Source organism: Amycolatopsis sp. NPDC051716 (genome assembly GCF_040681595.1).
GTDB lineage: Bacteria > Actinomycetota > Actinomycetes > Mycobacteriales > Pseudonocardiaceae > Amycolatopsis.
The window spans coordinates 70,694-94,555 of record NZ_JBFAZA010000001.1 but is presented as its reverse complement, the minus strand read 5'-3'; the positions used below and the strand labels follow the sequence as shown (position 1 = coordinate 94,555).

Here is a 23,862-nt window from a genome sequence, read left to right as displayed (position 1 = left end):
TGCCTGATGTCGGAAGTCGCCCCCAAGCTGCGCGAGGTCTTCGTCGAGGCGCTGGACCTCGACGGCGGCGTGGACGTCGAGAACCTGAAGTACCGCGACATCGAGGCGTGGGACTCGGTCGGCCACATGGCGCTGGTCGCGGCCATCGAGGACGAGTTCGACGTCGAATTCGACACCGACCAGGTCATCGACATGTCGAGCTTCAAGGTCGCCGTCGACATGGTGACCGAGCTGCAGTCGAAGAATGACTGATTTGCCGCTGTCCGGTCGCGTCGCGCTCGTCACCGGCGGGACGCGGGGGATCGGCCTGGCCACCGCCCGCGCGTTGGTGGAGTCGGGCGCGACGGTGGTGCTCACCGGCCGCGACGAGGCTCGCGCCAAGGAGGCGGCCGCCTCGGTGGGTGCCTCCGGGCTCGCGCTGGACGTCACCGACGCGAAGGCGGTGTCTTCGCTGGTCAGGGGGGTCGCCAAGGAGCACGGCAAGCTGGACATCGTCGTCGCGAACGCCGGGATCATGGAGGACGCGCTCCTCGGGATGATCAAGGAAGACCTCGTCGACACGACGCTGAGCACGAACGTCGCCGGCACGCTGCACACCGTCCAGGCCGCGGCCCGGGCGATGATGCGGAAGAAGACCGGCTCGATCGTCGTGCTCGCTTCGATCGTCGGCGAGTACGGAAGCGCTGGTCAGACCGTGTATGCGGCGTCGAAGGCGGCGGTGGCGAACATCGCGCGTTCGGCGGCGAAGGAGCTCGGCCGGTCCGGCATCCGCGTCAACGCGGTGGCGCCGGGCGTGATCGAGACCGATCTGACCGCGGGCCTGAGCGAGGACGCGAAGGCCGAAAACTCGGGCCGGACGCCGCTCGGGCGCCTGGGCCGGCCCGAAGAAGTCGCGAACGCGATCCGGTTCCTGGTGAGCGACGAGGCGTCGTTCATCACCGGCCAGGTGCTGGGGATCGACGGAGGCTTGGTGCTGTGACGTTGCTGGGTGCGGGAGCTCGGCTGGTGGACGTGGCCGGGGGCCGCACGCTGGCGGGCGCGGAACTGGCGGCCGAGGTCGGCCGCGCGATGGAGGCGCTGAGCGCGCTGCCCACCGGGGTCGTCTTCGCGCGGATGGCGGTCGACCTGCCGAGCGTGCTGACCTACCTGGGCGCGTTCGAGTCGGGGCGCGCGATCGCGCTGATCGACCCGGCCCTCGACGCCGACGTGCTCGCCGGGCTCGTCTCGCGCTTCCGCCCGGCCGCGGTGCTGTCGGCCTCCGGTGACGCGCCGGACGGGTACTTCGTCCGGGGTGACGACTGGGTTCGCTCTTCGGCTGAGGGCGTCAGCCCGCACCCCGACCTCGCCGTCCTGCTCCCGACCAGCGGCTCGACCGGCAACCCGAAGCTCGTCCGGCTTTCGCGCGAGGCGATCCTCACCAACGCCGACGCCATCGCGCAGGTGCTGCACATCGACGCCGACGAGGTCGCGCCGACGTGCCTGCCGCTGCACTACAGCTACGGCCTGTCGGTGCTGAACTCGCACCTGGTGCGGGACGCGACCATCGTGATCGAGCCGTCGGGCGTGCTCGGCCGCGGGTTCTGGGACGCGGTGACCACCCACGGCGTCACGTCGCTTTCGGGTGTCCCGTACCACTACGAAATGCTGCGGCGGCTCAAGTTCGACCCCGCGAAGTACCCGACGCTGCGGACGTTGACGCAGGCCGGCGGGAAGCTGCGCGACGAGCTGATCGCCGAGTTCAACGACAAGATGCTCGCCGTCGGCGGCCGGATGTACGTCATGTACGGCCAGACCGAGGCGTCGCCGCGGATGACGACGGTGCCCGCCGAGCGGCTGGCCGAAAAGCTCGGTTCCGCCGGGCCGGCGCTGCCGGGCGGGAAGTTCTCGGTCCGCCGCGACGACGGCTCGGAGACCACGCACCCGAAAATTGTCGGTGAGGTCGTCTACCGTGGGCCCAACGTGATGATGGGCTATGCGGACGACGAGTCCGGACTGGCCAAGGGCGACGAATTCGGTGGCGTGCTGGCCACCGGTGACCTCGGGTACCTCGACCAAGAGGGCTACCTGTTCATCACCGGCCGGCTCAAGCGCATCGGCAAGGTCTTCGGCAACCGCGTCAGCCTCGACGACCTCGAGCAGGCCGCGCGCACGGCGGCGGTGGGGATCGACGTGGTGGCCGCGGTGGCCGCCGGCGACAAGGTCGTGCTGTTCGCCGAAGGGGTCGACAAGGATATCTGCAAGGACGCGTCGCGGGCGCTGTCCGAGCGGCTGCACCTGCACGTCAGCGGGTTCGACGTCCGCCCGATCGACACCGTGCCGCTGCTGGCCAGCGGCAAGATCGACTACCGGACCTTGGAGGGGCGGGTATGAGTGTGTTCACGCGGTCGCAGGCCGACCGGGAAGCCTTGCTGCTGCCCGAGCTGGCCTCGTTGACGGCCCACCACCGGGCGAACTCCGCGGGCTACGACCGGATCCTGGCCTCGCTGGGGATCGCGTCCGACGCCTCTTTCGCCACGATCGCCGACCTGCCGTGGCTGCCGGTGCGCATGTTCAAGACGCACGACCTGAAGTCGGTCCCGGACAGCGAGGTGTTCAAGACGCTGACGTCGTCGGGCACCACCGGCGCCGGCGCGTCCCGGATCTACCTCGACAAGGAAGCGGCCGGCGCGCAGACCAAGCAGCTGGGCGCGACGCTGCAGGAGGTCCTCGGCGGCGAGCGGCTGCCGATGCTGATGGTCGACACCATCGGCATCATCAAGAACCGCCGCTCGTTCTCCGCGCGCGGCGCCGGCGTGCTGGGCATGGCGAACTTCGGCCGCAAGCACACGTACGTGCTCGACGAGAACGACCAGCCGGACGTCGAAGCGGTCAAGAAGTTCCTGGCCGAGTACGGCGACAAGCCGTTCCTGATCTTCGGGTTCACGTTCATGGTGTGGCTGTACCTCTACGAGGTCGCGCGCGACCACGGGCTCGACCTGTCGAACGGCATCCTGATCCACAGCGGTGGCTGGAAGAAGCTGATCGATCGCGCGGTCGACAACACGGAGTTCCGCCGCCGGTTCAAAGAGGACACCGGGCTCACCCGGATCCACAACTACTACGGGATGATCGAGCAGATCGGCACCGTCTTCCTCGAAGGCCCGTCCGGGAACTCGCTGTACTGCCCGGACTTCGCCGACGTCGTGATCCGGAACCCGGAGACCTGGGAAGAGCAGCCGGTCGGGGAGCCGGGCGTGATCGAGGTCGTCTCGACGCTGCCGCGGTCGTACCCGGGGCACGTCCTGCTGACCGAAGACCTCGGCGTGTACAACGGCATCGACGACGGCGACTGGCCGGGCAAGCACTTCTCCGTGCTCGGGCGGCTGCCGAAGGCGGAGGCCCGCGGGTGCTCGGACACGTTCTCGGGAGCGGCGGCATGAGCCTCACCCAGCGATTCCCCGCCGGTCCCCCGGTCGAGGTCGGTGCCCTGGTCGGCGAACTGCGCGCCGAACTGCCCGGCGGCCGGTTGAAGGTCGGCGACCCGCGGATCGTCGAATTCGTCACGAAGTTCGCCCGCAAGCTGCTGGCCCCGGCCACCGCGCGCCGGTTCCCGGAGCTGGCGTCGCTCGGCTTCTTCCTGCGCAAGGGCGAAATCGCCAAGGCACTGTCCACTCTGGACACTTCGGGCACCGCGCTGCGGTTTCCGCGCGGGCTGGTGTTCCACGTGCCGCCGGCGAACGTCGACACGATCTTCGTCTACTCGTGGGCATTGTCCGCGCTGGCGGGCAACCACAACGTCGTGCGGGTGTCGTCGCGCTCGGCGGGGGCCGCCGAGGCGGTGCTGGAGGCGCTGAACGCGGCACTGTCCGAAGTGGACCCGGCGACCGCGGCCGCCATCACGGCCACCCAGCGCATGGTGACCTACGACCGCAGCGACGAGGTGAGCGGCGCCCTGTCGCTGGCCGCGGACCTGCGCGTCATCTGGGGCGGCGACGGCTCGGTCGCGGCCCTGCGCAAGTACCCGCTCGCACCGCACGCGCGTGACCTGACGTTCCCGGACCGCTCCTCGTTCGCCGTCGCGTCGGTGGCGGGCTGGCAGCGAGCGTCCTCCGAAGAGCGCCGTGCGGCCGCCGAGGGCTTCTACAACGACTCGTACTGGTTCGACCAGGCCGCCTGCTCATCCCCGCGCGCGGTGTTCTGGGTCGGCGACGAGCCCGGCGCCCGGGCCGCGGGGCAGGAGTTCCGCACGCTGCTGGCGGCGGTGCTGGAGACGAAGCAGCACGTCACCGAGCCCGCGATGGCGGTCCAAAAGCGCGTCGCGGCGTACGGCGCGGCGGCCGACGGACTGGTCAAGGAGATCGCGTTCCAGGGCAACGGCCTGGCCACGCTCGAGCTGACCGACCCGGCGGTGCTGCCGCGCGAGTGGCTCGGCGCCGGCACGTTCGCCAACGCGCGCGTGTCCTCGCTGGCCGACCTGGTGCCGATCGTGCTCCGCAAGGACCAGACGGTCAGCCAGTTCGGCTTCACGGCCGAGGAGCTGTCGGCGTTCGCGCACGAGCTCGCGGGCCGCGGCGTCGACCGGATCGTGCCGTTCGGCTCGGCCCTGACCTTCTCGGCGGTGTGGGACGGCTACGATCTGCTGTCCGAGTTCAGCCGCCTGGTCACGGTCCAGGCCTGAGGAGAGCCGTCGATGACGACAGTTGAGGACCTGCCGGCTGCCGGCAAGCAGCCGAAGTCCACCCGGGCGAAGATCCTCGACGTCGTCCGGTGGGTGGCGATCCTGCTGGTCATCGGCTTCGCGGCGAAGCAGCTGGCGGCCAACTGGGGCGAGTTCTGGCACACCCTGCGTGATGTCGCCTGGGAGTCGTCCCTGCTCAGCCTGGTCGCCCTGGTCGCGGCGATCCTGGTGTCGACCTGGGGCTGGCAGGTGATGGTCGACGACCTGGGCGAGCCGATCGGCTACGCCCGCGGTGCGCAGATCTGCCTGGTCGGTTCGCTCGGCAAGTACGTGCCGGGCTCGGTCTGGGCGTACCTGCTGCAGATGGAGCTGGGCCGCAAGGCGGGCCTGGCCCGCGCCCGGATCTTCACCGGCTCCCTGATCCAGCTCGGCGTGGGCGTGGTGTCGGCGCTGGTGGTATCGCTCCTGGCCGCGCCCGCGGTGTTCAGCAACAGCCCGCGCGCGCTGTGGCTGTTCGTGCTCATCCCGCTCGGCCTGGCGATGCTGCACCCGAAGATCCTCACCTGGGGCACCTCGCTCGTGCTGCGGATCCTCCGCCGTCCGCCGCTGCAGCACCCACTGGGCTGGCGCGTGATCGGCAAGGTCTTCGGCGCCTCGACGGCGGCGTGGTGCCTGCAGGGCGTCCACCTCTGGCTGCTGGCCAACTCGGTGGGCACGCCGGGCCTCAGCGGCTTCGTGCTGTGCGTGGGCGCGATGGCCGTGGCGATGACGGTGGGCACGTTCGCGTTCATCCTCCCCAGCGGCGTCGGCGTCCGCGAGGTGGCCCAGGTCGCGGTCCTGACAGCAAGCGGCTTGACCGTCGGCCAGGCCACGGCGTTCGCGGTGGCGTCCCGCGTGATGTTCACGGTGGCCGACCTCCTGACGGCGGGCTTCGCGGCGGTCGCGGCCCGCTCGGTCCGCCCGGCGGCCACCTCCGCCTGACCCGAGTTACCCCCCGGTTGTCCACAGGCTTTACGCACATGTGGACAACTCCGAGCTGCCCGCCGGGGCGCATGCCGTGGCCAGCCGCTCCTGCCCTGCCGGTGCCGCGCGTTGCCCGAGCTGCGCGCCGCGCGGCGGTGACCACGCTCGATCCCGCGGCGCCGACCAGCCAAAGCCGCCGGCGCCGAGCCCGCCACGGCGCCCGCCGCTCCTGCCCGAGTCCCTCCCGCGCGGCTGAGTCCGCCGCGAGGCCGGCCACTCCTGCGCGTGTCGGGCGTGCGCCATGGCCGACACGCGAAATGCGCTCAACTGCGCGATGCCCGAGCTGCCCGCGCGCGGCGGTGACCACGCTCGATCGCCCGGGCGCCGACCAGCCAGAGCCCCCGCGCCGGGCCCGCTGCGGCGTCGGTCGACCAGAGCCGCCCGCGCCGAGCCCGCCGCGGCGCCGACTTACCAGAGCCGCCCGCACCGAGCCCGTCGCGGCGCCGGCCGATCAGAGCCGGCCGCGCCGAGCACGCCGGGCCACCTGCGCCGGCCGCCCGCGCCGAGCCCACCGCTGCCCCGGCCGCTCCTGCCCGACTCCCTCCCGCACGGCCGACCCCCCTCACGGCACCAGCCGGTAGATCACCGCGTCCGGGTTCCGGTACACCGCCCTCAAGAACGGCTCGTCCGCCAATCCGGTCAACCCCGGCTGATAAGGGTGGCCCGGTTCGGAGGCCGGTTTTCCCAGAATGACCCAATGGATGTTCAGCCGGCGCACCGCCACCCGCACCGCCGGATCCGTCGAATAGTTTCGAAAGCGGTTCGCCAGCAGCACCGCGTCCGCGGGTGGGGAAGTTTCGTCGAAATGCGCGGCGACCGTTCGAATTCCTGTCAACGCGTAAGTCCACGCCGTTCCGTCGAACCGGTCGTTCATGGCCCATTCGCCGGGTCCGGCCCGCGCGCCGAGTTCGGCCATCGCCGTCTGTTCGCCGGGGGTCACGGGCAGCGTCGACGGGTCCGCCGCCTGGTAGCCCAGGTACACCTGGTGCCCGTTGGAGCGGACGTACAGCCCGTTCGTGAGCAGTACGAACCCCAGCAGGACCACCGAGGCGACGGCGGCCGGCGGGACCCGGGACGGCAGCCGATCGCGCAGCCAGGCCTGTGTCGAGGCCAGGCCGTGGGCCGCCAGGACCGACAGCGGGACCGCCGCCATCGAGAAGAACCGGTACGGGTCGTCCCACCAGGGCCGGGACAGCGCCATCACGATCGGCGTGTTCGACGACGCCACCGCCATGTAGGCCAGGCCCGTCACCGCCGCCGTCAGGCCGATCCAGCGCAGCTCACCCGCCCGCGCGAAGAACACGATCCCCAAGAACAACGCCACCGACAGCCACACCTGCGGGTGCGGCTCGAGGTGCTGGAACCCCAGCAGCGCGCCCAGCGCCGTCGAGGCGCGGTACTCGCTCGGCCAGCCGTAGTACGGCACCGCCAGCCCCAGCGCCCCGAACAGCTGCAGCCAGGCCACCAGCAGCGAAACCACCGCGATCAGCAGCAGCGCCAGGAGGTCGCGGCCGAGCCGGCGCCATCCCGTGAGCCAGCGCTGCACCAGCAGCGGTCCGGCGAACAGGATCCCGCCGAACAATGTCGACGAATGAATGCACAGCAGCCCCACCGCGGCCAGCACGAGCACCAGCGCCGTGTCCGGTGCGGGCCGCTCCAGGTACCGGTGCAGGGCCACCGCGGCCAGCGGCGTCAACGCCACCCCCAGCGCGAACGGCAGCAGCGGCCCCCGGCTCATCGACTCGTAGACGCCCATCACCGGCGCCACCGCCGTCAGCGCCACCGCGCCGGCGAGCACCGCCCGGCCGCGGAACTCCCGCACCAGCGTCACCAGCGACAACGCCAGCAACGCCGGCAGCAGCACCGTGTTCGCGTCCAGCGTCTCCGGGACCGGCACCCCGCCGAGCCGGTAGGTCACCGCCGCCAGCAGGTGGTAGGCGTTGGGGTAGAACACCGGTGCCGCGTCGCCGTACCAGTTCACGTGGCCCGTGCCGAACAGGCTGCCGTCGCCCGTGGCGGCGATGTAGCGGACGGCGTTGCCGTGGTAGACCGCGTCGAAGCCCTGCGGCAGCGCGCCGATGCGGCCCAGTCCGAAGAGCACGGCGGCCGCCCCGATCGCCGCCGCGGACAGCAGGCACGCCAGCACCGCCAGGTGCCCGCGCCGCGCCCACAGCCCCGGATCCGGTGCCGGCCGGTGGCGGCGCACCGTGCTCCTCCGGACACCGAAGGCGATCGCGGCGAACACGACGGCCGAGCCGGCGTAGGTCAGCGGGGCGAACGGCAGCCCGGCCGCCGCGGCCCACGGACCGGTCAGGCCGCCGGCGGCGTAGCTCAGCAACGGCGCCATCCCGGCCACGACCCAGCCGCGCAAACCCGCGGCGAGACCGATCACGAGACCGGGCACGACGATGACGACAATGGCGATGCTGGCGGAGAGCACGCTGGAGACTAAGCCCGGAATGGCCGGCCGGACGCGCTGTGCCGGCGCCCCGATCGGTGCTTTTCCGGGACGTCACTTCAACCGTCGGAGGCGGCACCCGTTCGGGTTATTCTGGGCGGTGAATTTCCCTGATTGACTGTCGCCGGCGAAGTGATCCACCCCCAATTCGGGCCTGTGCTCGGCTCACGGGAAACGCCTCGCCGCCGAGGACCGATAACCTGGCCGGGGAACCGGCCGGGCGGGTGCGGTGACGAGGTGGAGGGGGCCGGGTGGTCTACGCGGTCGTGGTGGCGTGGCTGGTCGTCGCCGGGATCGTGGTGCTGACCTGGCACCGCCTCGACGCCGACCGCGGCTGGCGCGCCTTCGTCCTCACCCTCGTCCTCGGGCTTTCCCTGCTGCACCAGCTGCTGTTCGCGACCGTCACCGAGGACGCGCTCGTCACGTTCCGCTACGCGCAGAACATCGCCGACGGTAACGGCCCGGTCTTCAACCCCGGTGAACGCGTCGAGGGGTACACGAACTTTCTCTGGCTGGTGCTGGTCGCGCTGCCCCGCGCCGCGTTCGGGGCCGACGTCCGCACCACGGCCGTCGTCCTGGGGGTCGTCGCCGCGCTCGGCTGCGTGCTCGTGTCCTGCTTCCTGGTCAACCGGATCGTCGCCGCGGCCGCCCCGGACGGCGCCGCGCCGCGCCCGGCGATCGGCGTCGCCGCCGCGGTGCTCACCGCGAGCGCCGGCGGCCTCGCCGTGTACGGGGCCTCGGGCTCCGAAGTCCCGCTGTTCGTGCTGCTCGTCCTGGCCACCGGCTACGCGCTCGCCGCGCGCCGCCCGGTCGTGGCCGGGGTGCTCGTCGCGTTCGCCGTCATGACCAGCCCGGAAGGCCTGGTGGTCGCCGTGCTGGCCGGCCTGTGGCTGGTCGGCGCCGCGCTCAAGCGGAGGCACAGCTGGTGGGCGCCGGTCGGGTACGCGCAGAGCGCGCTGGTCTTCCTGATCCCGCGGCTGGCCTGGCGCGCGACGTTCTACCAGCACTTCGTCCCCGCGCCGCTGGCCGCGAAGCTCGGCGGGACGCTCGGCGCGCGTGTCGCCGCCGGCTGGCCGTACCTGTCCGGGTTCGCACTGGCGCACCAGGGATTCCTGCTGCTGGGGCTGGTCGCCGCGGTCGCGCTGGTGCTGCGGCGCACCGAAACGGCGGCTCGGGGCGATGCCGTGGTGGGCGCAGCCGCGGTTCGCGGGTCCCGGGAGGCAGGTCCCCCGGCTCGGGGTGAAGCCGCGGTGGGCACAGCTGCTTCCCGGGTGGCGGAGTCCCCGGCCCGGGGCGAGGCCGTGGTGGGCACCGCCGTCGAGGCCCGGGCCCTGCTCTGGCTGTTGTTCGCGATGGCCGCCGGGCTGGCCGCGGCCGCGGTGCTCATCGGCGGCGATCCGGGCCCGTCGTGGCGGCTGCTGGCCCCGCTGCCGCCGCTGCTCGCCGTCGCGGCCGCGGGGACGTACGGCGTGCTGACCGTGAACGTCGTGACCAAGCCGTCGCCGCGGCCGAAGCCGGGGGCCGGTGGGGCGCGGCTGGTGCCGGTCACCGCCTGCGGGCTGGCCGGGATCGCGATCCTCGTCTCGGTCTTCAGCCCCGAGATGCTCGACCGCGTCCGCGTCTGGCACTCACACGGCACCGAGCTCGCCGAAATCGGCGGCTGGCTGGGCGATTACCTGCCGCCCGGGTCGGTGGTCAGCACCGCCGCGCCCGGCGCGCTCGCCGCCCACGGCGGGCAGCTGCTCGTCATCGACGTCCTCGGCCGCACCGACGACCACATCGCCCGCGAAGGACGGCACGACGGCGGCATCGCGACCGACTACGACTACGTCGTCAACGTCCGCCGCCCGACCGTCGCCGTGCCCGCCGACGGCGGCTACGCCGACCGCCAGCACTGCGCGATCGACCCGGTCTACGCGGGCAAGTACGAGGTGGCGACCTTCCGCCGCGTCGGCACCCCCTACTGGGTCTCGGTGTACCCGCGGGCGGAACAGGTGAAGACCCTGGTCGCCGACCTCGACCAGGGGCCGGACTTCCGCTACGTACCCTGTCCTTCGTGAAGCTCGAGGCCCCGGACCGGCAGCTGAGCGCGGAGGCGCGGCTCGGGCTCGGGGTGTTCGGCACGTCGCTCGCCCTGTTCGTGGTGCGGTTCCTGGTGCCGCGGCCGATCGCGATGTCCAACAACGGCGACGGCGGCCGGGTGCTGTGCGGTGCCGGGATCACCTGGAAGGGCCTGCCCGAGCCGTTCGTCCACCTCGCCTACACGCCCGCGCCGGGGACGCCGCCGTGCCGCCCGACGTACCTGCTCACGCAGAGCTGGCTCGCGGACCTGGCCGTCCGGATCGGCCGGCTGCTCGGTCTCCCCGGCACGCTGAGCCTCGTCATCCTGGGCCTGTTGAGCAGCGTCATCGCGGCGGCGGCGATCACCGCGATCGTGCTCGGCCTGCCGCACCCGCGCCGGATCCGGCTGTTCGTGGCGGCCGGGCTCCTGCTGGTCGTCGCGGATTCGGCGTTCTTCGGGTACTTCGCGGCGATCCTCGGCGAAGGCGCGGCCTTCCTCGGCCTGCTGCTCGCCGCCGGTGGCCTGCTCCTGACCGCGCGCGAGGGCCTGTGGAGCCACGTGGGCATGGCGGTGACGTTCGTGGGCGGTGTCCTGGCGGTCAACGCCAAGGTCCAGACGCTGATCATCCTGCCGATCCTCGCCCTGGCGATCCTGCTGGTCCGGCCGGGCGCGCTGCGCGGGGTCAAGCGGTGGGCGTCGGCGGTGCTGGTCATCGGCGCGATCGGCGCTGTCACGCTCTACGCGCAGCAGAGCGTTGAGCCCGCGCGAGCTCCTGACGGCACGTACACCGAGTTCCCGGGCGACGACTCGCGCGAGATCAACGTCTTCAACTCGATCTTCCTCAACATCGTCGACGGGCGGCACGACACCCGGGCCGACCTGGCCGAGCTCGGGCTACCGCCGACGTTCGCGCAGTACGCGGGCAACGGCTGGTGGCACCCGCACCCGGCCACGATGGACCCGCTGTACGCGCAATACCGCGACAAGATCAGCCGCCGGAACGTCGTGACGTACTTCGCCACCCACCCGGGCCGGACCCTCGAGGTGCTCGACCGCGCCGCGACCGACCAGCTCACCGCGCGGCCGGACTACCTCGGCAGCTTCGACCAGAGCGCCGGTTTCCCGCCGCACGCCCAGGAGCACCGGGTGCCGGTGGTGTCGTGGCTGACCGGCCTGATCGCCACGCTCGGGCTGTTCGCGCTGGTGCCGATCTGGCTGTTCGTGCTGGTCAGGGCCTGGCGACAGCGCCGGACCGCGCTCGGGGTCGTGCCGGCGTTCCTGCTCGCCGTCTCGGTGACGCAGTTCGGCACGGCGGCGCTGGGCGACGGCATCGAGGGCATCAAGCACCAGTCCGTCGCGCTGTTCGCGCTGCTGATCGCGCTCGTATTGTGTTCTTCCCCGCTGAACCGCCGTTCCGAACCTACGGTCCCGTAACCTTGCCGGATGGCTGACCTGGTTTACCCGCCCGTGATCGCGGCGGCCCGGACGATGTTCCGGGTACTCGACAACCGCATCCGGATCGAAGGTGCGGAGCACATCCCGCGCCGCGGCGGTGCGGTCATCGCCTGCAACCACGTGAGCTACCTGGACTTCATCTTCTGCGGCCTCGGCGCGCGCCCGGCCAAGCGGCTGACGCGGTTCATGGCGAAGAAGGAGATCTTCGACAACCGCATCGCCGGGCCCCTGATGCGCGGGATGCACCACATCTCCGTCGACCGCTCCGCCGGGCTCGCCTCCTACCGCGAGGCGCTCGGGAAGCTGCAGTCCGGCGAGGTCGTCGGCGTCTTCCCCGAAGCCACCATCAGCCGGTCGTTCACCGTCAAGGAGATCAAGTCGGGCGCCGTCCGGATGGCCGCGGCGGCCCACGTCCCGGTGGTGCCGATGGCGCTGTGGGGCACCCAGCGGCTCTGGACGAAGGGCCGGCCGAAGGACCTGACCCGCCGGCACGTGCCCGTCTCGATCCTCATCGGCGAGCCGATGCACCCGGCGAAGGGTGACGACTGGGACGTCGTGACGAAGGAGCTGCGCACCCGGATGAGCGCGCTGCTCGACCGGGCCCAGGCCGAGTACCCGGACCAGCCGGCGTCCGACGAGGACCGCTGGTGGCTGCCCGCCCACCTGGGCGGCACGGCGCCGACCCCGGCCGAAGCGGCCGAGCTCGACCGCCACTAGAACTTCAGAACCAGCGTTCGAGGACCTGCGCGACGCCGTCCTCGCCGGCCGGGCCGGTGACCTCGTCGGCCACCGCGAGCAGCTTCGGGTGCCCGTTCTGCATCGCGACGCCGTGGCCCGCCCAGCGGAGCATCTCGACGTCGTTGGGCATGTCGCCGAACGCGATCACCTGCGCGGGGTCGACCTCCAGCCGCTCGGCGACGTCGGCGAGGCCGGTCGCCTTGGTGATGCCGTGCGCGGACACCTCGACCAGGCCGCCCGACGACGAGTACGTCACGTCGACGTCCCGGTCGAACAGCGCGTTGACCGCGTCCGCCATCTCCTGGGACGACATCCCGCGGTGGCTGACCAGCAGCTTGATCGCGGGGTGCCCGAGGACCTCGGCCCGCGGCCCGGTGCGGCCTTCGCCGTCACCCCACGGGTTGTGGTAGTCCGGCTCGATCACGAAGTTGCGCATGTCGTGGTCGACCGCGCCGGTGCTGACGCGCTCGGTCGCCAGCCGGCAACCCGGCAGCGCCTTGTCGAGCGCGTGCGCGATGTCGTGCAGCAGCGTGGGCTGGAGCAGCCCGTGCACCTCGATGATCTCTTCGCGGCCGCAGTCGTACAGGACCGCGCCGTTCGCGCACACCGCGTACCCGGTGAGCTCGAGCGGCTTCGCGATCGGGGCGATCCACCGCGGCGGGCGGCCGCTGGCCAGGACGAACGGCACTCCCGCCTCGATCGCCCGGCGGACGGCCGCGATCGTGCGGCCGGTCAGGGATTCGGAGGGGCCGAGCAGGGTGCCGTCGACGTCGGACGCGATCAACTGGGGTCTCTCCACCCGGCCATTGTCCCTGACTCGTTCGGGGGAAGACTTCCCCGTCCGTGCGACGGCCGGTGGTAACCGATAGCGTCCGGACCTGTGCGAGTTGGCATCGTGATTCTTCCGGAAGATCGTTGGTGGGCCGCCGAGCCGAAGTGGCGCGCGGCCGAGGAGTACGGCTTCGACCACGCCTGGACCTACGACCACCTGGGCTGGCGCAACCTGGTCGACGGACCCTGGTTCTCCGCCGTCCCGACCCTGACCGCGGCGGCGATGGTGACGTCCCGCATCCGGCTCGGCACGTTCGTCGCGTCGCCGGTCGCCCGGCACCCCGTGCCGTTCATGCGCGAGCTGAACACCCTCGACGACGTCTCGGACGGCCGCCTCGTCCTCGGCGTCGGCGCGGGTGTCGACCACCACCACTACGACGGCGCGGTGCTCGACGCCCCCGAGCTGACGCCCAAGCAGCGCGTGGACCGCTTCACCGAGTTCGTCGAGGCGCTCGACGGGCTGCTCATGACCGACAAGTTCGACTTCGACGGCGAGTACTACCGGGCCCGCGGGGCCCGCAACCTGCCCGGACCGGTCCAGCGGCCGCGGCTGCCGTTCGTCGTCGCGGCGAACGGGCCGCGCACGATGACCCTCGCCGCGCGCTTCGGCGCGGGCTGGGTGACCACCGGCAAGGGCGGCGACACCGCCGACGAGTGGTGGGCCGGCATCAAGCAGCTCACCGAGGTCTTCGACCAGCGGCTGGACGCGGTGGGCCGCGAGCGGGCGAGCATCCAGCGGCACCTCAGCCTGGACGCGTCGCCGGTCTTTTCGCTGACCAGCGTCGAGGCGTTCCGCGACGCGGTGGGCCGGGCGCGGGAGCTGGGCTTCACCGACGTCATCTCGCACTGGCCGCGGTCGTCGTCGCCCTACGAGGGCCGGGAAGCCGTGCTGGAGCAGGTCGCGAGCGACGTCCTGCCGGAGCTCCACTAGTCCGAACGAGTGACATTGCGGTGATCGGGAAACCGATTGTCGCGTCCCGGGCGTCGGTACTTTGCAGACGAGACCACCCCGGGGGTGCGGGGGCCCTCGTGGCCGCGGAGGGGCGCCGCGGCCACGAGGGCGTTCTACTTCACGATCCGGTAGATGGTCGCACCCGGGTTCCGGTACACGACTTCGAGGAAGTCGTGCCCGTCCAGGTGCCGCAGGCCCGGCGCGATGGGCGTGTCCCGGCGGATGGTGCCGCTGCCCACCAGCACGTAGTGGACGTCGAGCCGGTGAACGGCCGCGCGCACCTGCGGGTCGCTGTCGTAGTCGGCGAAGTGCTCGGCCAGGTAGAGGGCGTCCGGAGGGGCCACGCCCGCGTCGTAGTGGCCGGCGACCGGGTGCACGCCGGTCAGGGCGTACATCCAGGCCGTGCCGTCGAGCCGGTCGTTGAGCACCTTCTGGCCGGCCGGGATGCCGAGCGTGCCGAGGCGGTCCATCGCGTCGATCTCGTCCTGGCTGACCGGCGGGACCACCTCGCCGGGCAGGCCGTTGTAGTAGAGCAGCGACACCGTCTTGGCGTTGGCCGCGCGGTAGAACCCGCCGGTCAGCACGCCCATCGCCACGACCAGCAGCACCGCCGTCGCCAGCCCGACCCGGCCGGTCAGCCACGGCCGCGCGCGCACCCACGCACGTCCGCTCGCGACCTTCGCCAGCCACTGCTGGGCCTCGCTCATGCCGTGCGCGGCGAGCAGGCACAGCGGGATCGCCGCCAGCGCCATCAGCCGGAACCGGTCGTTCCACCACGGCCGCGACAGGCTGATCACCCACTCCTCGCCGCCGAAGCACGCGACGAGGACGAACAGCGTGGACAGCCCGATCGCCGAGAGCACCAGCCAGCGCATCCGCCGCAGCCGCACCAGCGTGAACACGCCGATCGCGAGGAACACCGTCAGCCAGATCTGCGGCACCGGCAGCACCTGCTTGAACGTCGCCAGCATCGCCAGGGCCTTCCACACCGCCATGTGGGAGCCCCAGGGGTGGTACGGGTACGACCCGGACGTGAAGGTGAGCGCGCCCAGGATCATCGGCGCGGCCAGCACGCCCGCCGCCACCATCACCGGGACCATGCGCAGGACGTCGCCGCCGACGACCCGCCAGGCGCGCCTGCCCTCGGGAACGCCGTCGACGCGGCGGCCGCGCAGCGCCCGGTACCAGCGCTGCACCACCAGCGGGAAGGCGAACAGGAGCGCCCCGAACAACGCGCTCGAGTGCGCGGCGAGCAGGCCGGTCGCGCTCAGCGCGAGCACCGCGCCGGTGTCCACGCCCGGCCGCGCGACGAACCGCTGCAGCGCGATCACCGCCAGCGGCGTCAGCACGATGCCGAGCGCGAAGGGCAGCAGGCCGCTCGACACCGACTCGTACGCCCCGGTCGTCGCGCCGCCCGCGACCAGCGCGGCGCTGCCGGCGAACACCGCGCGGCCGCCGAGCTGGCGCACCAACGCGGCCATGGCCAGCGCGAACAGCCCGGCGATGGGCATCGTGATCGCGTTCAGCGTGACCGGGATCGACGTCCCGGACAGCTCGTAGACCAGGGCGCCGACCAGGTGGTAGGCGTTCGGGTAGAAGGAGCCGCCGGGGTACCAGTTGATGGTGCCCATGCCGGTCAGGGAGCCGTCGCCGGTCTCGGCGATGTAGCGGATGCCGTTCGCGTGGAACACGGTGTCCCAGCGCTGGAACACCGCGGTCGTCCCGCCGCGGCCGGTGACCACCACGGCGACCGACACGGCGACGGCGATCGCGACGCAGGCCCCGACGGCCAGGTGCGCCCGGCGGGTCCACGGCTCCGCCGGCTCCTCGGCCCCCGGCGTCGACCAGCCACGCCCGGTGAAGAGCCGGCGCAGGCCGTAGAGCACGGCGGCGAGCAGCAGCGTGCCCGCGGCGACGCTGAGCGAGCCGTACGGGATGTGGGCGATGGCCAGCCACGGGCCGGCCAGGCCGGTGATGGCGTAGCTGAGCAGCGGCGCGAGCCCGGCGAGGGCCCAGCCGCGGAGACCGGCGGCCCACCCGACGACGCCGCCAGGCACCGCGAGTACGGCCAGGTAGGTGGCCACCGCGGCGAAGTAGCTCCAGAAGTCCTCGGGTGCAGGCACTGCTTTCCAGGTGTGTCGTAGGCCGAAATGTGATAGTCGGGTGCGGGCCGGGTCAGCGACCTGCGTACCCTCGACGCCCGTGAGCGCGCACACGAACCCCGCCAAGATTACTGAAGACGATTTCGCAGGTTACGACCTCGTCGTCGTCGGGTCCGGTTTCTTCGGCCTGACCGTCGCCGAACGGGCCGCGGCCGAGCTGGGCAAGAAGGTCCTCATCCTCGAGCGGCGCAGCCACCTCGGCGGCAACGCCTACTCGGAGCCCGACCCGGAGACCGGGATCGAGGTGCACAAGTACGGGGCGCACCTGTTCCACACCTCGAACAAGCGGGTGTGGGAGTACGTGAACCGGTTCACCGAGTTCACGAACTACCAGCACCGCGTCTTCGCGCGGGTCAAGGACCAGGTCTACTCGTTCCCGATGAACCTGGCCCTGATCAACCAGTTCTTCGGCAAGTCGCACACCCCCGACGAGGCCCGCGAGCTCATCGCGAAGCAGTCGTCGGAGTTCGAGACCTCCGCCGCGCAGAACCTCGAGGAGAAGGCGATCTCGCTGGTCGGGCGCCCCCTCTACGAGGCGTTCATCCGCGGTTACACGGCGAAGCAGTGGGAGAACGACCCCAAGAACCTGGGCGAGAACATCATCACGCGCCTGCCGGTCCGCTACAACTTCGACAACCGGTACTTCAACGACACCTACGAGGGCCTGCCCGTCAACGGGTACACCGCGTGGCTCGAGAAGATGGCCGAGCACGAGAACATCGAGATCCGGCTGAACGTCGACTACTTCGACGTCCGCGAGCACATCCCGGCGGGCACCCCGACCGTCTACACCGGGCCGCTGGACCGCTACTTCGGCTACTCGGCGGGCCGGTTCACCTGGCGCACCGTCGACTTCGAGTCCGAGGTGAGGAGTGACTGCGGTGATTTTCAAGGCACCTCGGTCGTCAACTACAACGACCAGGAAGTGCCCTACACCCGCATCATCGAGTTCCGGCACTTCCACCCGGAGCGGGACTACCCCAAGGACAAGACGGTCATCTTCCGCGAGTTCTCCCGCTTCGCGACCGACGAAGACGAGCCGTACTACCCGATCAACACCCCGGAGAACCGCGAGAAGCTCGAGGCCTACCGCGAACTGGCCAAGGCCGAGGCCCGCGAGAAGAACGTGCTGTTCGGCGGCCGGCTGGGCACGTACAAGTACCTCGACATGCACATGGCCATCGGCTCGGCGCTGTCGGCGTTCGACAACAAGATCGCCCCGCACCTGACCGACGGCGCGCCGCTCGACGGGTCCCTCGATGCTTGAGAAGGGGCAGCCCACCGGCGAGGTGGCCGTCCTGGCGAAGGCGCAGGGCTTTCTGAAGAGTGAAGCTTCGGTGAAGGCTGCGCGCGGCATGTCGCACTTCGGCGAGCACGCTCTCGGCTGGTTCGGCCTGGGCCTGCTCGGCGCCGTCGTCGACAAGAAGCGGCGCAAGGACTGGCTGATCGCTTCGGCGGGGGTCGTCGGCGCGCACGCCGCCTCCATCGCGGTGAAACGCGTGGTCAGGCGCCCGCGACCGGACCACCCGAGCGTCGAGGTCCTGGTCGGCACGCCGAGCAAGCTGAGCTTCCCGTCGTCGCACGCGACGTCCACCACGGCGGCGGCGGTGCTCTACTCCGGATTGACCGGGCGTAACCTGGTGCCCGCCCTGGTACCGCCGATGCTGGCCTCGAGGCTCGTGCTCGGCGTTCACTATCCGACAGACGTTGTGGCCGGTGCAGCTCTCGGGGGGCTCGTCGGTGGTCTGATACGACGGAAGCTGAAGAAGAACCCATGAGCGAGACGACCGAGCAGCGCAACAGCGACGAAACTGCCGTGACTGCCGAGGCTGTTGAGCCGACTGCGGCACGTGGGAAGTTCGGCCTGGTCGGCGGCGTCATCAAGACGGCGCGGCCGCGGCAGTGGGTGAAGAACGTCCTGGTCTTCGCGGCCCCGTTCTTCGCGTTCTCGAAGTCGACCGACCGCACCGGTCTCCTGATCGACGCGATCATCGCCTTCGTGGCCTTTTCGCTGACGGCGAGCTCGGTCTACCTGATCAACGACGCGATCGACGTCGAGGCCGACCGGGCCCACCCGACCAAGCGCAACCGGCCGATCGCGGCCGGGATCGTGCCGGTCCCCGTCGCGTACGGGGCCGCGGTCGTGTTCTTCCTGGCCGGCCTCGGCGTGTCGTTCCTCGCCAGCTGGCAGCTGGCGGTCGTGCTGGGCGTCTACGAGGCCGTCCAGCTCGGCTACTGCTTCGGCCTCAAGCACCAGCCGGTGGTCGACCTGGCCATCGTCGGCTCGGGCTTCCTGATGCGTTCCATCGCCGGCGGCGTCGCGGGCGGCATCGCGCTTTCGCAGTGGTTCCTGCTGGTCACGGCGTTCGGCTCGCTGTTCATGGTGGCGGGCAAGCGCTACGCGGAGATCATGCTGTTCGAGCGGACCGGCGCGAAGATCCGCTCCTCGCTGAAGAAGTATTCGGCCAGCTACCTGCGGTTCGTCTGGGCGACGTCGGCGGCGATCCTGATCATGTCGTACTGCCTGTGGGCGTTCGAGATCCGCCAGACCGAGCACAACTCGGTGTGGGCGCTCATCTCGATGGTGCCGTTCCTGGTGGCGGTGCTGCGCTACGCGGTGGACGTCGACGGCGGCATCGCGGGCGAGCCCGAGGAGATCGCGCTCAAGGACCGCATCCTGCAGGTGCTGGGCGCGAGCTGGGTGATCACGCTGTTCCTGGCGTTCTACCTGTGACTCATTGCGTGACTCATTGCGGATCGACAGGTTCGCTTCAGGTCGTACACAGCTGAGCGACGCACCCTGAGGTGGTGGGGGCGGGCACTGCGCCCGTCCCCGTGACCCCAGGAGCGACCATGAACGACCAGCCGCGCGAGCAGCAGGCCCCGGACGGAGCCGGGCAGCCGACTGTCGCGCACCCGACCGAGGCCACCCAGCCAACGGCGGCCATCGACACCCCCACCGCGGCGCCGACCCACCCGGCGACGCCCGCTTCCGAGCCCGCGCGGCCGGACCAGCCGGCGGCCACGCCCGCTGCCCCTGCCGCGCCTGCTGCTGGAGCAGCAGCCGCGGCGCCGGGTGTGACCGCGCCGGAGGGCACGCCTGCCGCGCCTGCTGCTGGAGCAGCAGCCGCCGCGCCGGGTGCGACCGGGCCGGAGGCCGCGCCTCCTGCCGGAACGGCCGCCGCGCCGGGTGCGACCGGCCCCGCGGCTCCCGGCCAGGCGGCCGGAGCCACTCCGGCCGATCAGACCGCCGCCCAGGCCGCTGACCAGACCGCCGTCCACGGTCAGCAGCCGCCGCCGACCCCGCAGCTCTCCCAGCCCGGCCCCGGGCCGCACTACGCCGCCTGGGGGCCGCCGCCGGCAGCCGCACGGCCGGCCGGTGGCTTCCGGCGGTTCGCCGGCCACCGCGCGACCCAGCTCGTCGCCGTCGGGGTGTTCGGCATGCTCGTCGGCGGCGGCATCGTCGGCGGGATCGCCGCCGCGAGCCACCACGGCCCGCGGGATGGCCGGCCCGGCGTCCACCGCCAGTACGACGGCCCCGGCCAGGGCTTCGACGGCCGTGGCCCAGGCTTCGGCGGCCGCGGCAACGCCGGCCCCGGCGCGGGGGACGGCATCTGATCCCTGACTGTGGCTTGGGCCACCCGTACTCCGCTCAGATCACAGAAGCATCACGAGCGGGGTACGGTGGCCCGGATGCGAAGCGCCTCCGCAGAACTCCCCAAAGCCGTCCGCGCGCTGCCGGCGGTCATCCCCCTCGCCCGCTCGTGGGCCTTGCCGGCGGGCGCCGCGGCCGCCTCCGCGCTGGTGTTCGCGCTGGTCAGCAGCCATCTCATCGATGACACCTACATCACGCTGTCCTACGCGAAGAACCTCGCCTTCCACGGCCACTGGGGCCTGATCGAGCAGGGCACGGCCAACACCGCGACGTCGCCGCTGAACGTCTTGGCCCTCGGCGCGGTCACGTTCGTGGTGCGCGACGCCGTGCTGGCCGCCGGTGTCGTGTTCGTCGCCGCGCAGGTGCTGCTCGTGCTGGGCCTGCGCCGGCTGGGCGAGCGCACCGGCCTGCCGCCCGCGTTCGCGCCGCTGACGTTCGCGCTGCTGCTGGTCAACCCGCTGCTGCTGTCCTCGATCGGCCTGGAGGTGGCGCTCGGCGCCGCCGGCGTCGTGTGGACGCTGGTCTACGCGGGGGAGCGCCGGGCCGGCCGCCTGGGCGTGGTGATCGGGCTGCTCGCGCTCGTCCGGATCGATCTGCTGCTGATCGCCGCGGTGCTGTTCGCCGCCCGCCGTGAGTTCTGGGCCGGCATCTGGCAGACGATCTTCGCGGCCCTCGCCGTCACGCTGCCCTGGTTCGGGTTCAGCTGGGTGGTGCTCGGCTCGGCGGTGCCGGACACGCTCGTCATCAAGATCAGCCAGCAGTCGTGGGGACCGTTCAGCTTCACCAACGGCCCGCTGCTGTACTGGCGCAACTTCCCGGCCGCGGCCACCCTTTCGTTCCTGCCGCTGGTGCTGGCCGCCCTGGCCGGGGTGGCCTGGATCGTGCAGTACCGCCGCGGTTCCGGAACGGCCCGCCGCTTGACGCCGTTCGCGGCGCTCGCCGTCGCCGGCGCGCTGCACTACCTGGCCTACAGCCGGCTGGGCGTGCCGCCCTACCACTGGTACTACGCGCCGAGCATCATCGGCGCGACGATCTTCCTCGCCGCCTGCGCGTCGGCGGTCCCGGAGCGCGTCAGGCGCGGGACGTGGACGGTGGCCGGCGCGGTCCTCGCGGCGAGCGTCGCGGTGTACGCGCTGCCGGGCGTGCCCCGCCAGTTCGCCCCGATCACGAGCAACCACGCGTCGACGACGGAGTACCGCGAAATCGGCCACGAGCTGGCGGCGATCGCCCACGGCCGCAAGGTCGAGACGGCGGGCGAGGTGGGCGCGCTGGCGTACGCGTGCGACTGCGAACTGGTCGACGAGTTCTCCGACCGCGGCGCGGTCGACCCGGCGATCACCGAGACCAAGCGCCGCAGCGACGACCTCGGCCGGGCGTTGCTGGAGGCCAACTTCCACAACTTCGACCACAGCGTCGCCCCGGCCAGCCCGGACCTGGTCCTGGCGACGACCCGCCGCACCCCGCCGCCGGCCGCGCTGGCGAGCTGGCACATCGACTCGCCGTGGGTGGGCAGCCAGAACCTCTACCTCGTCCCCGCCCACGCCATCGGCGGCTGAGCCGCTGATGCCACGGCGGCCCAGCCGCGGTCGTCTGGGGCGACGAGGAGCTGGTGATGGCGCAGAACATGGAGACGAACGTCGTCGCCGTCCTGCGCCGGCCGCTCTCCGCGACCCGGCCGCTGGGCGGGGTCGAGAAGGTGCGCGTGGTGAAGTTCTTCGCCGAGACCCGGCCCTCGCGGTCCGGGCCTTCGACGACGCCTGACGTCAGATCGGGAGCTTGCGGAAGATCGGCCGCGGGACGTGCCGCAGCGCCGACATCACCAGGCGGAACGGCGCCGGCGCCCACACGAGGTCCTTGCCCGCGCGGGCCGCGCCGACGGCGATCTCGGCGACCTGCTCGGCCGTCTGGGCCAGGGGAGCGTCCTTGAGGCCCTCGGTCATCTTCGTCTTGACGTGCCCGGGGCGGACGACCGTCACCTTGACCCCGAACGGCGCCAGCGCCTCGCCGAGTCCCAGGTAGAAGCCGTCGAAACCGGCCTTCGTCGAGCCGTAGACGAAGTTGGAACGGCGGACGCGCTCGCCCGCCACCGACGACAGCGCGATCACCGTGCCGTGGCCCTGGGCCTTGAGCTTCTCCGACAGCGCGACCCCGACCGACACCGCCGCGGTGTAGTTCACCGTGGCCAGCTCGACCGCCTTCGCGTGGTCCTGCCAGACCTCTTCGGGGTCGCCGAGCAGGCCGAACGCCACGACCGCCACGTCGATGTCGCCGCCGTCGAACGCCTTGGCCAGCACGGCCGGGTGAGCCGCCGTGTCCTTGGCGTCGAAGTCCACAGTCGACACTTCGGCGCCGCGGTCCTTGAGGCGCTGCGCGGCCGCGTCGAGGCGCGGCGACGGCCGGGCGGCCAGCACCACGCGCAGCGGCTTCTCGGCCAGGTACTTCTCGGCGATCGCCAGCGCGATGTCGGACGTGCCGCCGAGCAGGAGCAGGGATTGGGGGTTGCCCACCGCGTCGATCACAGTTCGAGCCTCCGGCTCATGTCAGAGGCGAAAACGCCTTCGGGGTCGATGGAAGCGCGGACCTTGCGCCATTCTTCGAGCCGCGGGTACATCTTCGCGAACGTCTCGGGCGAGGTGCGCGAGTCCTTCGCGGTGTACAGCCGCCCGCCCAGCTCGAGGACGTCTTCGTCGAGCTCCTGGCAGAACCGGCTGAGGCCGTCCTTGATCGGGAAGTCGACGCAGACCATCCAGCCCGGGTGCGGGAACGACAGCGGCGCCGCGTTGCCCTCGCCCATGCGCTTGAAGACGTTGAGGAAGGACACGTGCCCCGACTCGGCGATCTTGCGGACGATGTTCCGCAGCGGCTCGTGCGCGTTCAGCGGGGTCGAGAACTGGTACTGCAGGAAGCCCTTCGAGCCGTAGGCGCGGTTCCACTCGCCGAACATGTCGAGCGGGTGGTAGAAGGCCGTCAGGTTCTGGATCACGCCGCGGGCCGCCTTCGGCGTCTTGCGGTAGTACAGCTCGCCGATCGCGCCGAAGGTCAGCTTGTTGGCCAGGCCGTTCGGGAAGACGTCCGGCAGCGTCGCCAGCTGCGGAGCGTCGAACTTCAGCGGGTTCGCGCGCAGCTTCGGCGGCAGTTCGTCCAGCTTTGCGAGCGAGCCGCGGCCGAAGGCGGCGCGGCCGAGCTTCGAGCCGGTGGAGATCGTGTCGAACCACGCCGACGAGTACGTGTAGTTGTCGTCGGAGCCGTTGCTGACCAGCTCCAGGGTCTCGTCGAGGTTGTTCGTGCGCTCGTTGTCCGCGAGGAAGTACGCGGTCTCGGTCTTGGTCATCCGGATCTTGGCCCGGACGATGATGCCGGTCAGCCCGATGCCGGCCACGGTCGCCCAGAACAGCTCGGCGTCCGGGCCCTCCGGCGTCAGCGTGCGGAGCTGCCCGTCGGCGGTGATCAGGTCCATCGACACGACGTGGTTGCCGAAGCTGCCCGCGCTGTGGTGGTTCTTGCCGTGGATGTCGTTGGCGATCGCGCCGCCGACGGTCACCTGGCGCGTGCCCGGCAGCACCGGGACCCACAGGCCGTACGGCAGCGCCTCGCGCATCAGCTGGTCGAGGCTCACGCCGGCGTCGACGTCGACGAGGGCGGAGTCCGGGTCGATCGAGTGGATCCGGTTCAGCGCCGTCATGTCGACGACGAGGCCGCCGGCGTTCTGCGCGGGGTCGCCGTAGGAGCGGCCGAGGCCGCGGGCGATGACGCCGCGCTCACCGGCCTGGGCCACGGCGCGGGCGATCACCTCCACATCGGCGGTGGTCAGCACGTCGGCGGTGGTCGGTGCGGTCCGCGCCCAGCCCATGAGCGTGCGACGCTGTGTG

Annotated in this window: 20 protein-coding genes; 15 read left to right on the top strand and 5 right to left on the bottom strand. The window is 71.6% G+C overall.

Annotation, left to right across the window (positions count from 1 at the left end):
• Positions 1-6: 6 nt before the first annotated feature.
• From AB0M30_RS00465 to AB0M30_RS00440, 6 genes are read left to right on the top strand one after another with little or no spacing between them, the layout of a single operon-like run.
• Positions 7-252: an acyl carrier protein gene (locus tag AB0M30_RS00465; RefSeq protein WP_003096467.1), complete on the top strand. Its 246-nt coding sequence runs from the start codon at positions 7-9 to the stop codon at positions 250-252.
• Entirely contained in the window at positions 245-979 is a 735-nt protein-coding gene (locus AB0M30_RS00460) for a glucose 1-dehydrogenase (protein WP_364578055.1), read from the top strand. Before AB0M30_RS00465 ends, AB0M30_RS00460 begins: the two co-directional genes overlap by 8 nt.
• On the top strand, positions 976-2,370 hold the full coding sequence (locus AB0M30_RS00455) for an AMP-binding protein (RefSeq protein WP_364578053.1): 1,395 nt from the start codon (positions 976-978) through the stop codon (positions 2,368-2,370). Before AB0M30_RS00460 ends, AB0M30_RS00455 begins: the two co-directional genes overlap by 4 nt.
• Positions 2,367-3,419, top strand: coding sequence for an acyl-protein synthetase (locus AB0M30_RS00450; RefSeq protein WP_364578050.1), 1,053 nt, complete (start codon positions 2,367-2,369; stop codon positions 3,417-3,419). The genes AB0M30_RS00455 and AB0M30_RS00450 overlap by 4 nt, the downstream gene beginning before the upstream one ends.
• A complete protein-coding gene (locus AB0M30_RS00445; RefSeq protein WP_364578047.1) occupies positions 3,416-4,657 on the top strand; it encodes an acyl-CoA reductase in 1,242 nt (413 codons plus the stop codon). Before AB0M30_RS00450 ends, AB0M30_RS00445 begins: the two co-directional genes overlap by 4 nt.
• 12 nt (positions 4,658-4,669) lie before the next feature.
• Positions 4,670-5,638: a lysylphosphatidylglycerol synthase transmembrane domain-containing protein gene (locus tag AB0M30_RS00440; RefSeq protein ID WP_364578044.1), complete on the top strand. Its 969-nt coding sequence runs from the start codon at positions 4,670-4,672 to the stop codon at positions 5,636-5,638.
• Between the two features lie 604 nt (positions 5,639-6,242).
• Here AB0M30_RS00440 and AB0M30_RS00435 read toward each other — a convergent pair.
• A complete protein-coding gene (locus AB0M30_RS00435) occupies positions 6,243-8,120 on the bottom strand; it encodes a DUF6541 family protein (protein WP_364578042.1) in 1,878 nt (625 codons plus the stop codon).
• 269 nt (positions 8,121-8,389) lie between these two features.
• Between AB0M30_RS00435 and AB0M30_RS00430 the strand changes: the two genes are divergently transcribed.
• The 3 genes from AB0M30_RS00430 to AB0M30_RS00420 are packed head-to-tail and all read left to right on the top strand — an operon-like array spanning position 8,390 to position 12,372.
• Positions 8,390-10,198: a hypothetical protein gene (locus tag AB0M30_RS00430; RefSeq protein ID WP_364578040.1), complete on the top strand. Its 1,809-nt coding sequence runs from the start codon at positions 8,390-8,392 to the stop codon at positions 10,196-10,198.
• Positions 10,195-11,634: a hypothetical protein gene (locus AB0M30_RS00425; protein ID WP_364578037.1), complete on the top strand. Its 1,440-nt coding sequence runs from the start codon at positions 10,195-10,197 to the stop codon at positions 11,632-11,634. The genes AB0M30_RS00430 and AB0M30_RS00425 overlap by 4 nt, the downstream gene beginning before the upstream one ends.
• Before the next feature lie 9 nt (positions 11,635-11,643).
• Entirely contained in the window at positions 11,644-12,372 is a 729-nt protein-coding gene (locus AB0M30_RS00420; RefSeq protein ID WP_103341638.1) for a lysophospholipid acyltransferase family protein, read from the top strand.
• 4 nt (positions 12,373-12,376) lie between these two features.
• Here the strand turns inward: AB0M30_RS00420 and AB0M30_RS00415 are convergent, their stop codons facing one another.
• Positions 12,377-13,177 carry an HAD family hydrolase gene (locus tag AB0M30_RS00415; RefSeq protein ID WP_364578726.1) on the bottom strand — a complete coding sequence of 267 codons (801 nt, stop codon included), beginning with the start codon at positions 13,175-13,177 and terminating at the stop codon, positions 12,377-12,379.
• A gap of 96 nt (positions 13,178-13,273) precedes the next feature.
• On the opposite strand from AB0M30_RS00415, the gene AB0M30_RS00410 reads away from it, so the two are divergent.
• Entirely contained in the window at positions 13,274-14,155 is an 882-nt protein-coding gene (locus AB0M30_RS00410) for an LLM class flavin-dependent oxidoreductase (RefSeq protein WP_103341640.1), read from the top strand.
• A gap of 134 nt (positions 14,156-14,289) precedes the next feature.
• Here AB0M30_RS00410 and AB0M30_RS00405 read toward each other — a convergent pair whose 3' ends face one another.
• Complete coding sequence (locus tag AB0M30_RS00405; RefSeq protein ID WP_364578036.1) at positions 14,290-16,299, bottom strand: DUF6541 family protein; 2,010 nt, start codon at positions 16,297-16,299, stop codon at positions 14,290-14,292.
• Positions 16,300-16,378: 79 nt separating this feature from the next.
• Here AB0M30_RS00405 and glf point away from each other — a divergent pair, with 79 nt between their 5' ends.
• The 5 genes from glf (at position 16,379) to AB0M30_RS00380 (ending at position 21,549) form a co-directional block, all read left to right on the top strand.
• Positions 16,379-17,605 (top strand): UDP-galactopyranose mutase, encoded by a 1,227-nt coding sequence (glf, locus tag AB0M30_RS00400; RefSeq protein WP_364578034.1) that lies wholly within the window; start codon positions 16,379-16,381, stop codon positions 17,603-17,605.
• Complete coding sequence (locus AB0M30_RS00395) at positions 17,598-18,116, top strand: phosphatase PAP2 family protein (RefSeq protein WP_364578032.1); 519 nt, start codon at positions 17,598-17,600, stop codon at positions 18,114-18,116. The genes glf and AB0M30_RS00395 overlap by 8 nt, the downstream gene beginning before the upstream one ends.
• On the top strand, positions 18,113-19,072 hold the full coding sequence (locus tag AB0M30_RS00390; RefSeq protein WP_364578029.1) for a decaprenyl-phosphate phosphoribosyltransferase: 960 nt from the start codon (positions 18,113-18,115) through the stop codon (positions 19,070-19,072). Before AB0M30_RS00395 ends, AB0M30_RS00390 begins: the two co-directional genes overlap by 4 nt.
• A 119-nt stretch (positions 19,073-19,191) precedes the next feature.
• Positions 19,192-19,956, top strand: coding sequence for a hypothetical protein (locus AB0M30_RS00385; RefSeq protein ID WP_364578026.1), 765 nt, complete (start codon positions 19,192-19,194; stop codon positions 19,954-19,956).
• Positions 19,957-20,031: 75 nt separating this feature from the next.
• A complete protein-coding gene (locus tag AB0M30_RS00380; protein ID WP_364578023.1) occupies positions 20,032-21,549 on the top strand; it encodes a hypothetical protein in 1,518 nt (505 codons plus the stop codon).
• Positions 21,550-21,756: 207 nt separating this feature from the next.
• Here the strand turns inward: AB0M30_RS00380 and AB0M30_RS00375 are convergent, their stop codons facing one another.
• A complete protein-coding gene (locus tag AB0M30_RS00375) occupies positions 21,757-22,512 on the bottom strand; it encodes a decaprenylphospho-beta-D-erythro-pentofuranosid-2-ulose 2-reductase (RefSeq protein ID WP_360166141.1) in 756 nt (251 codons plus the stop codon).
• Positions 22,509-23,843, bottom strand: a complete 1,335-nt coding sequence (locus AB0M30_RS00370; RefSeq protein ID WP_364578723.1) for an FAD-binding oxidoreductase — start codon at positions 23,841-23,843, stop codon at positions 22,509-22,511. The genes AB0M30_RS00375 and AB0M30_RS00370 overlap by 4 nt, the downstream gene beginning before the upstream one ends.
• Positions 23,844-23,862: the final 19 nt, after the last annotated feature.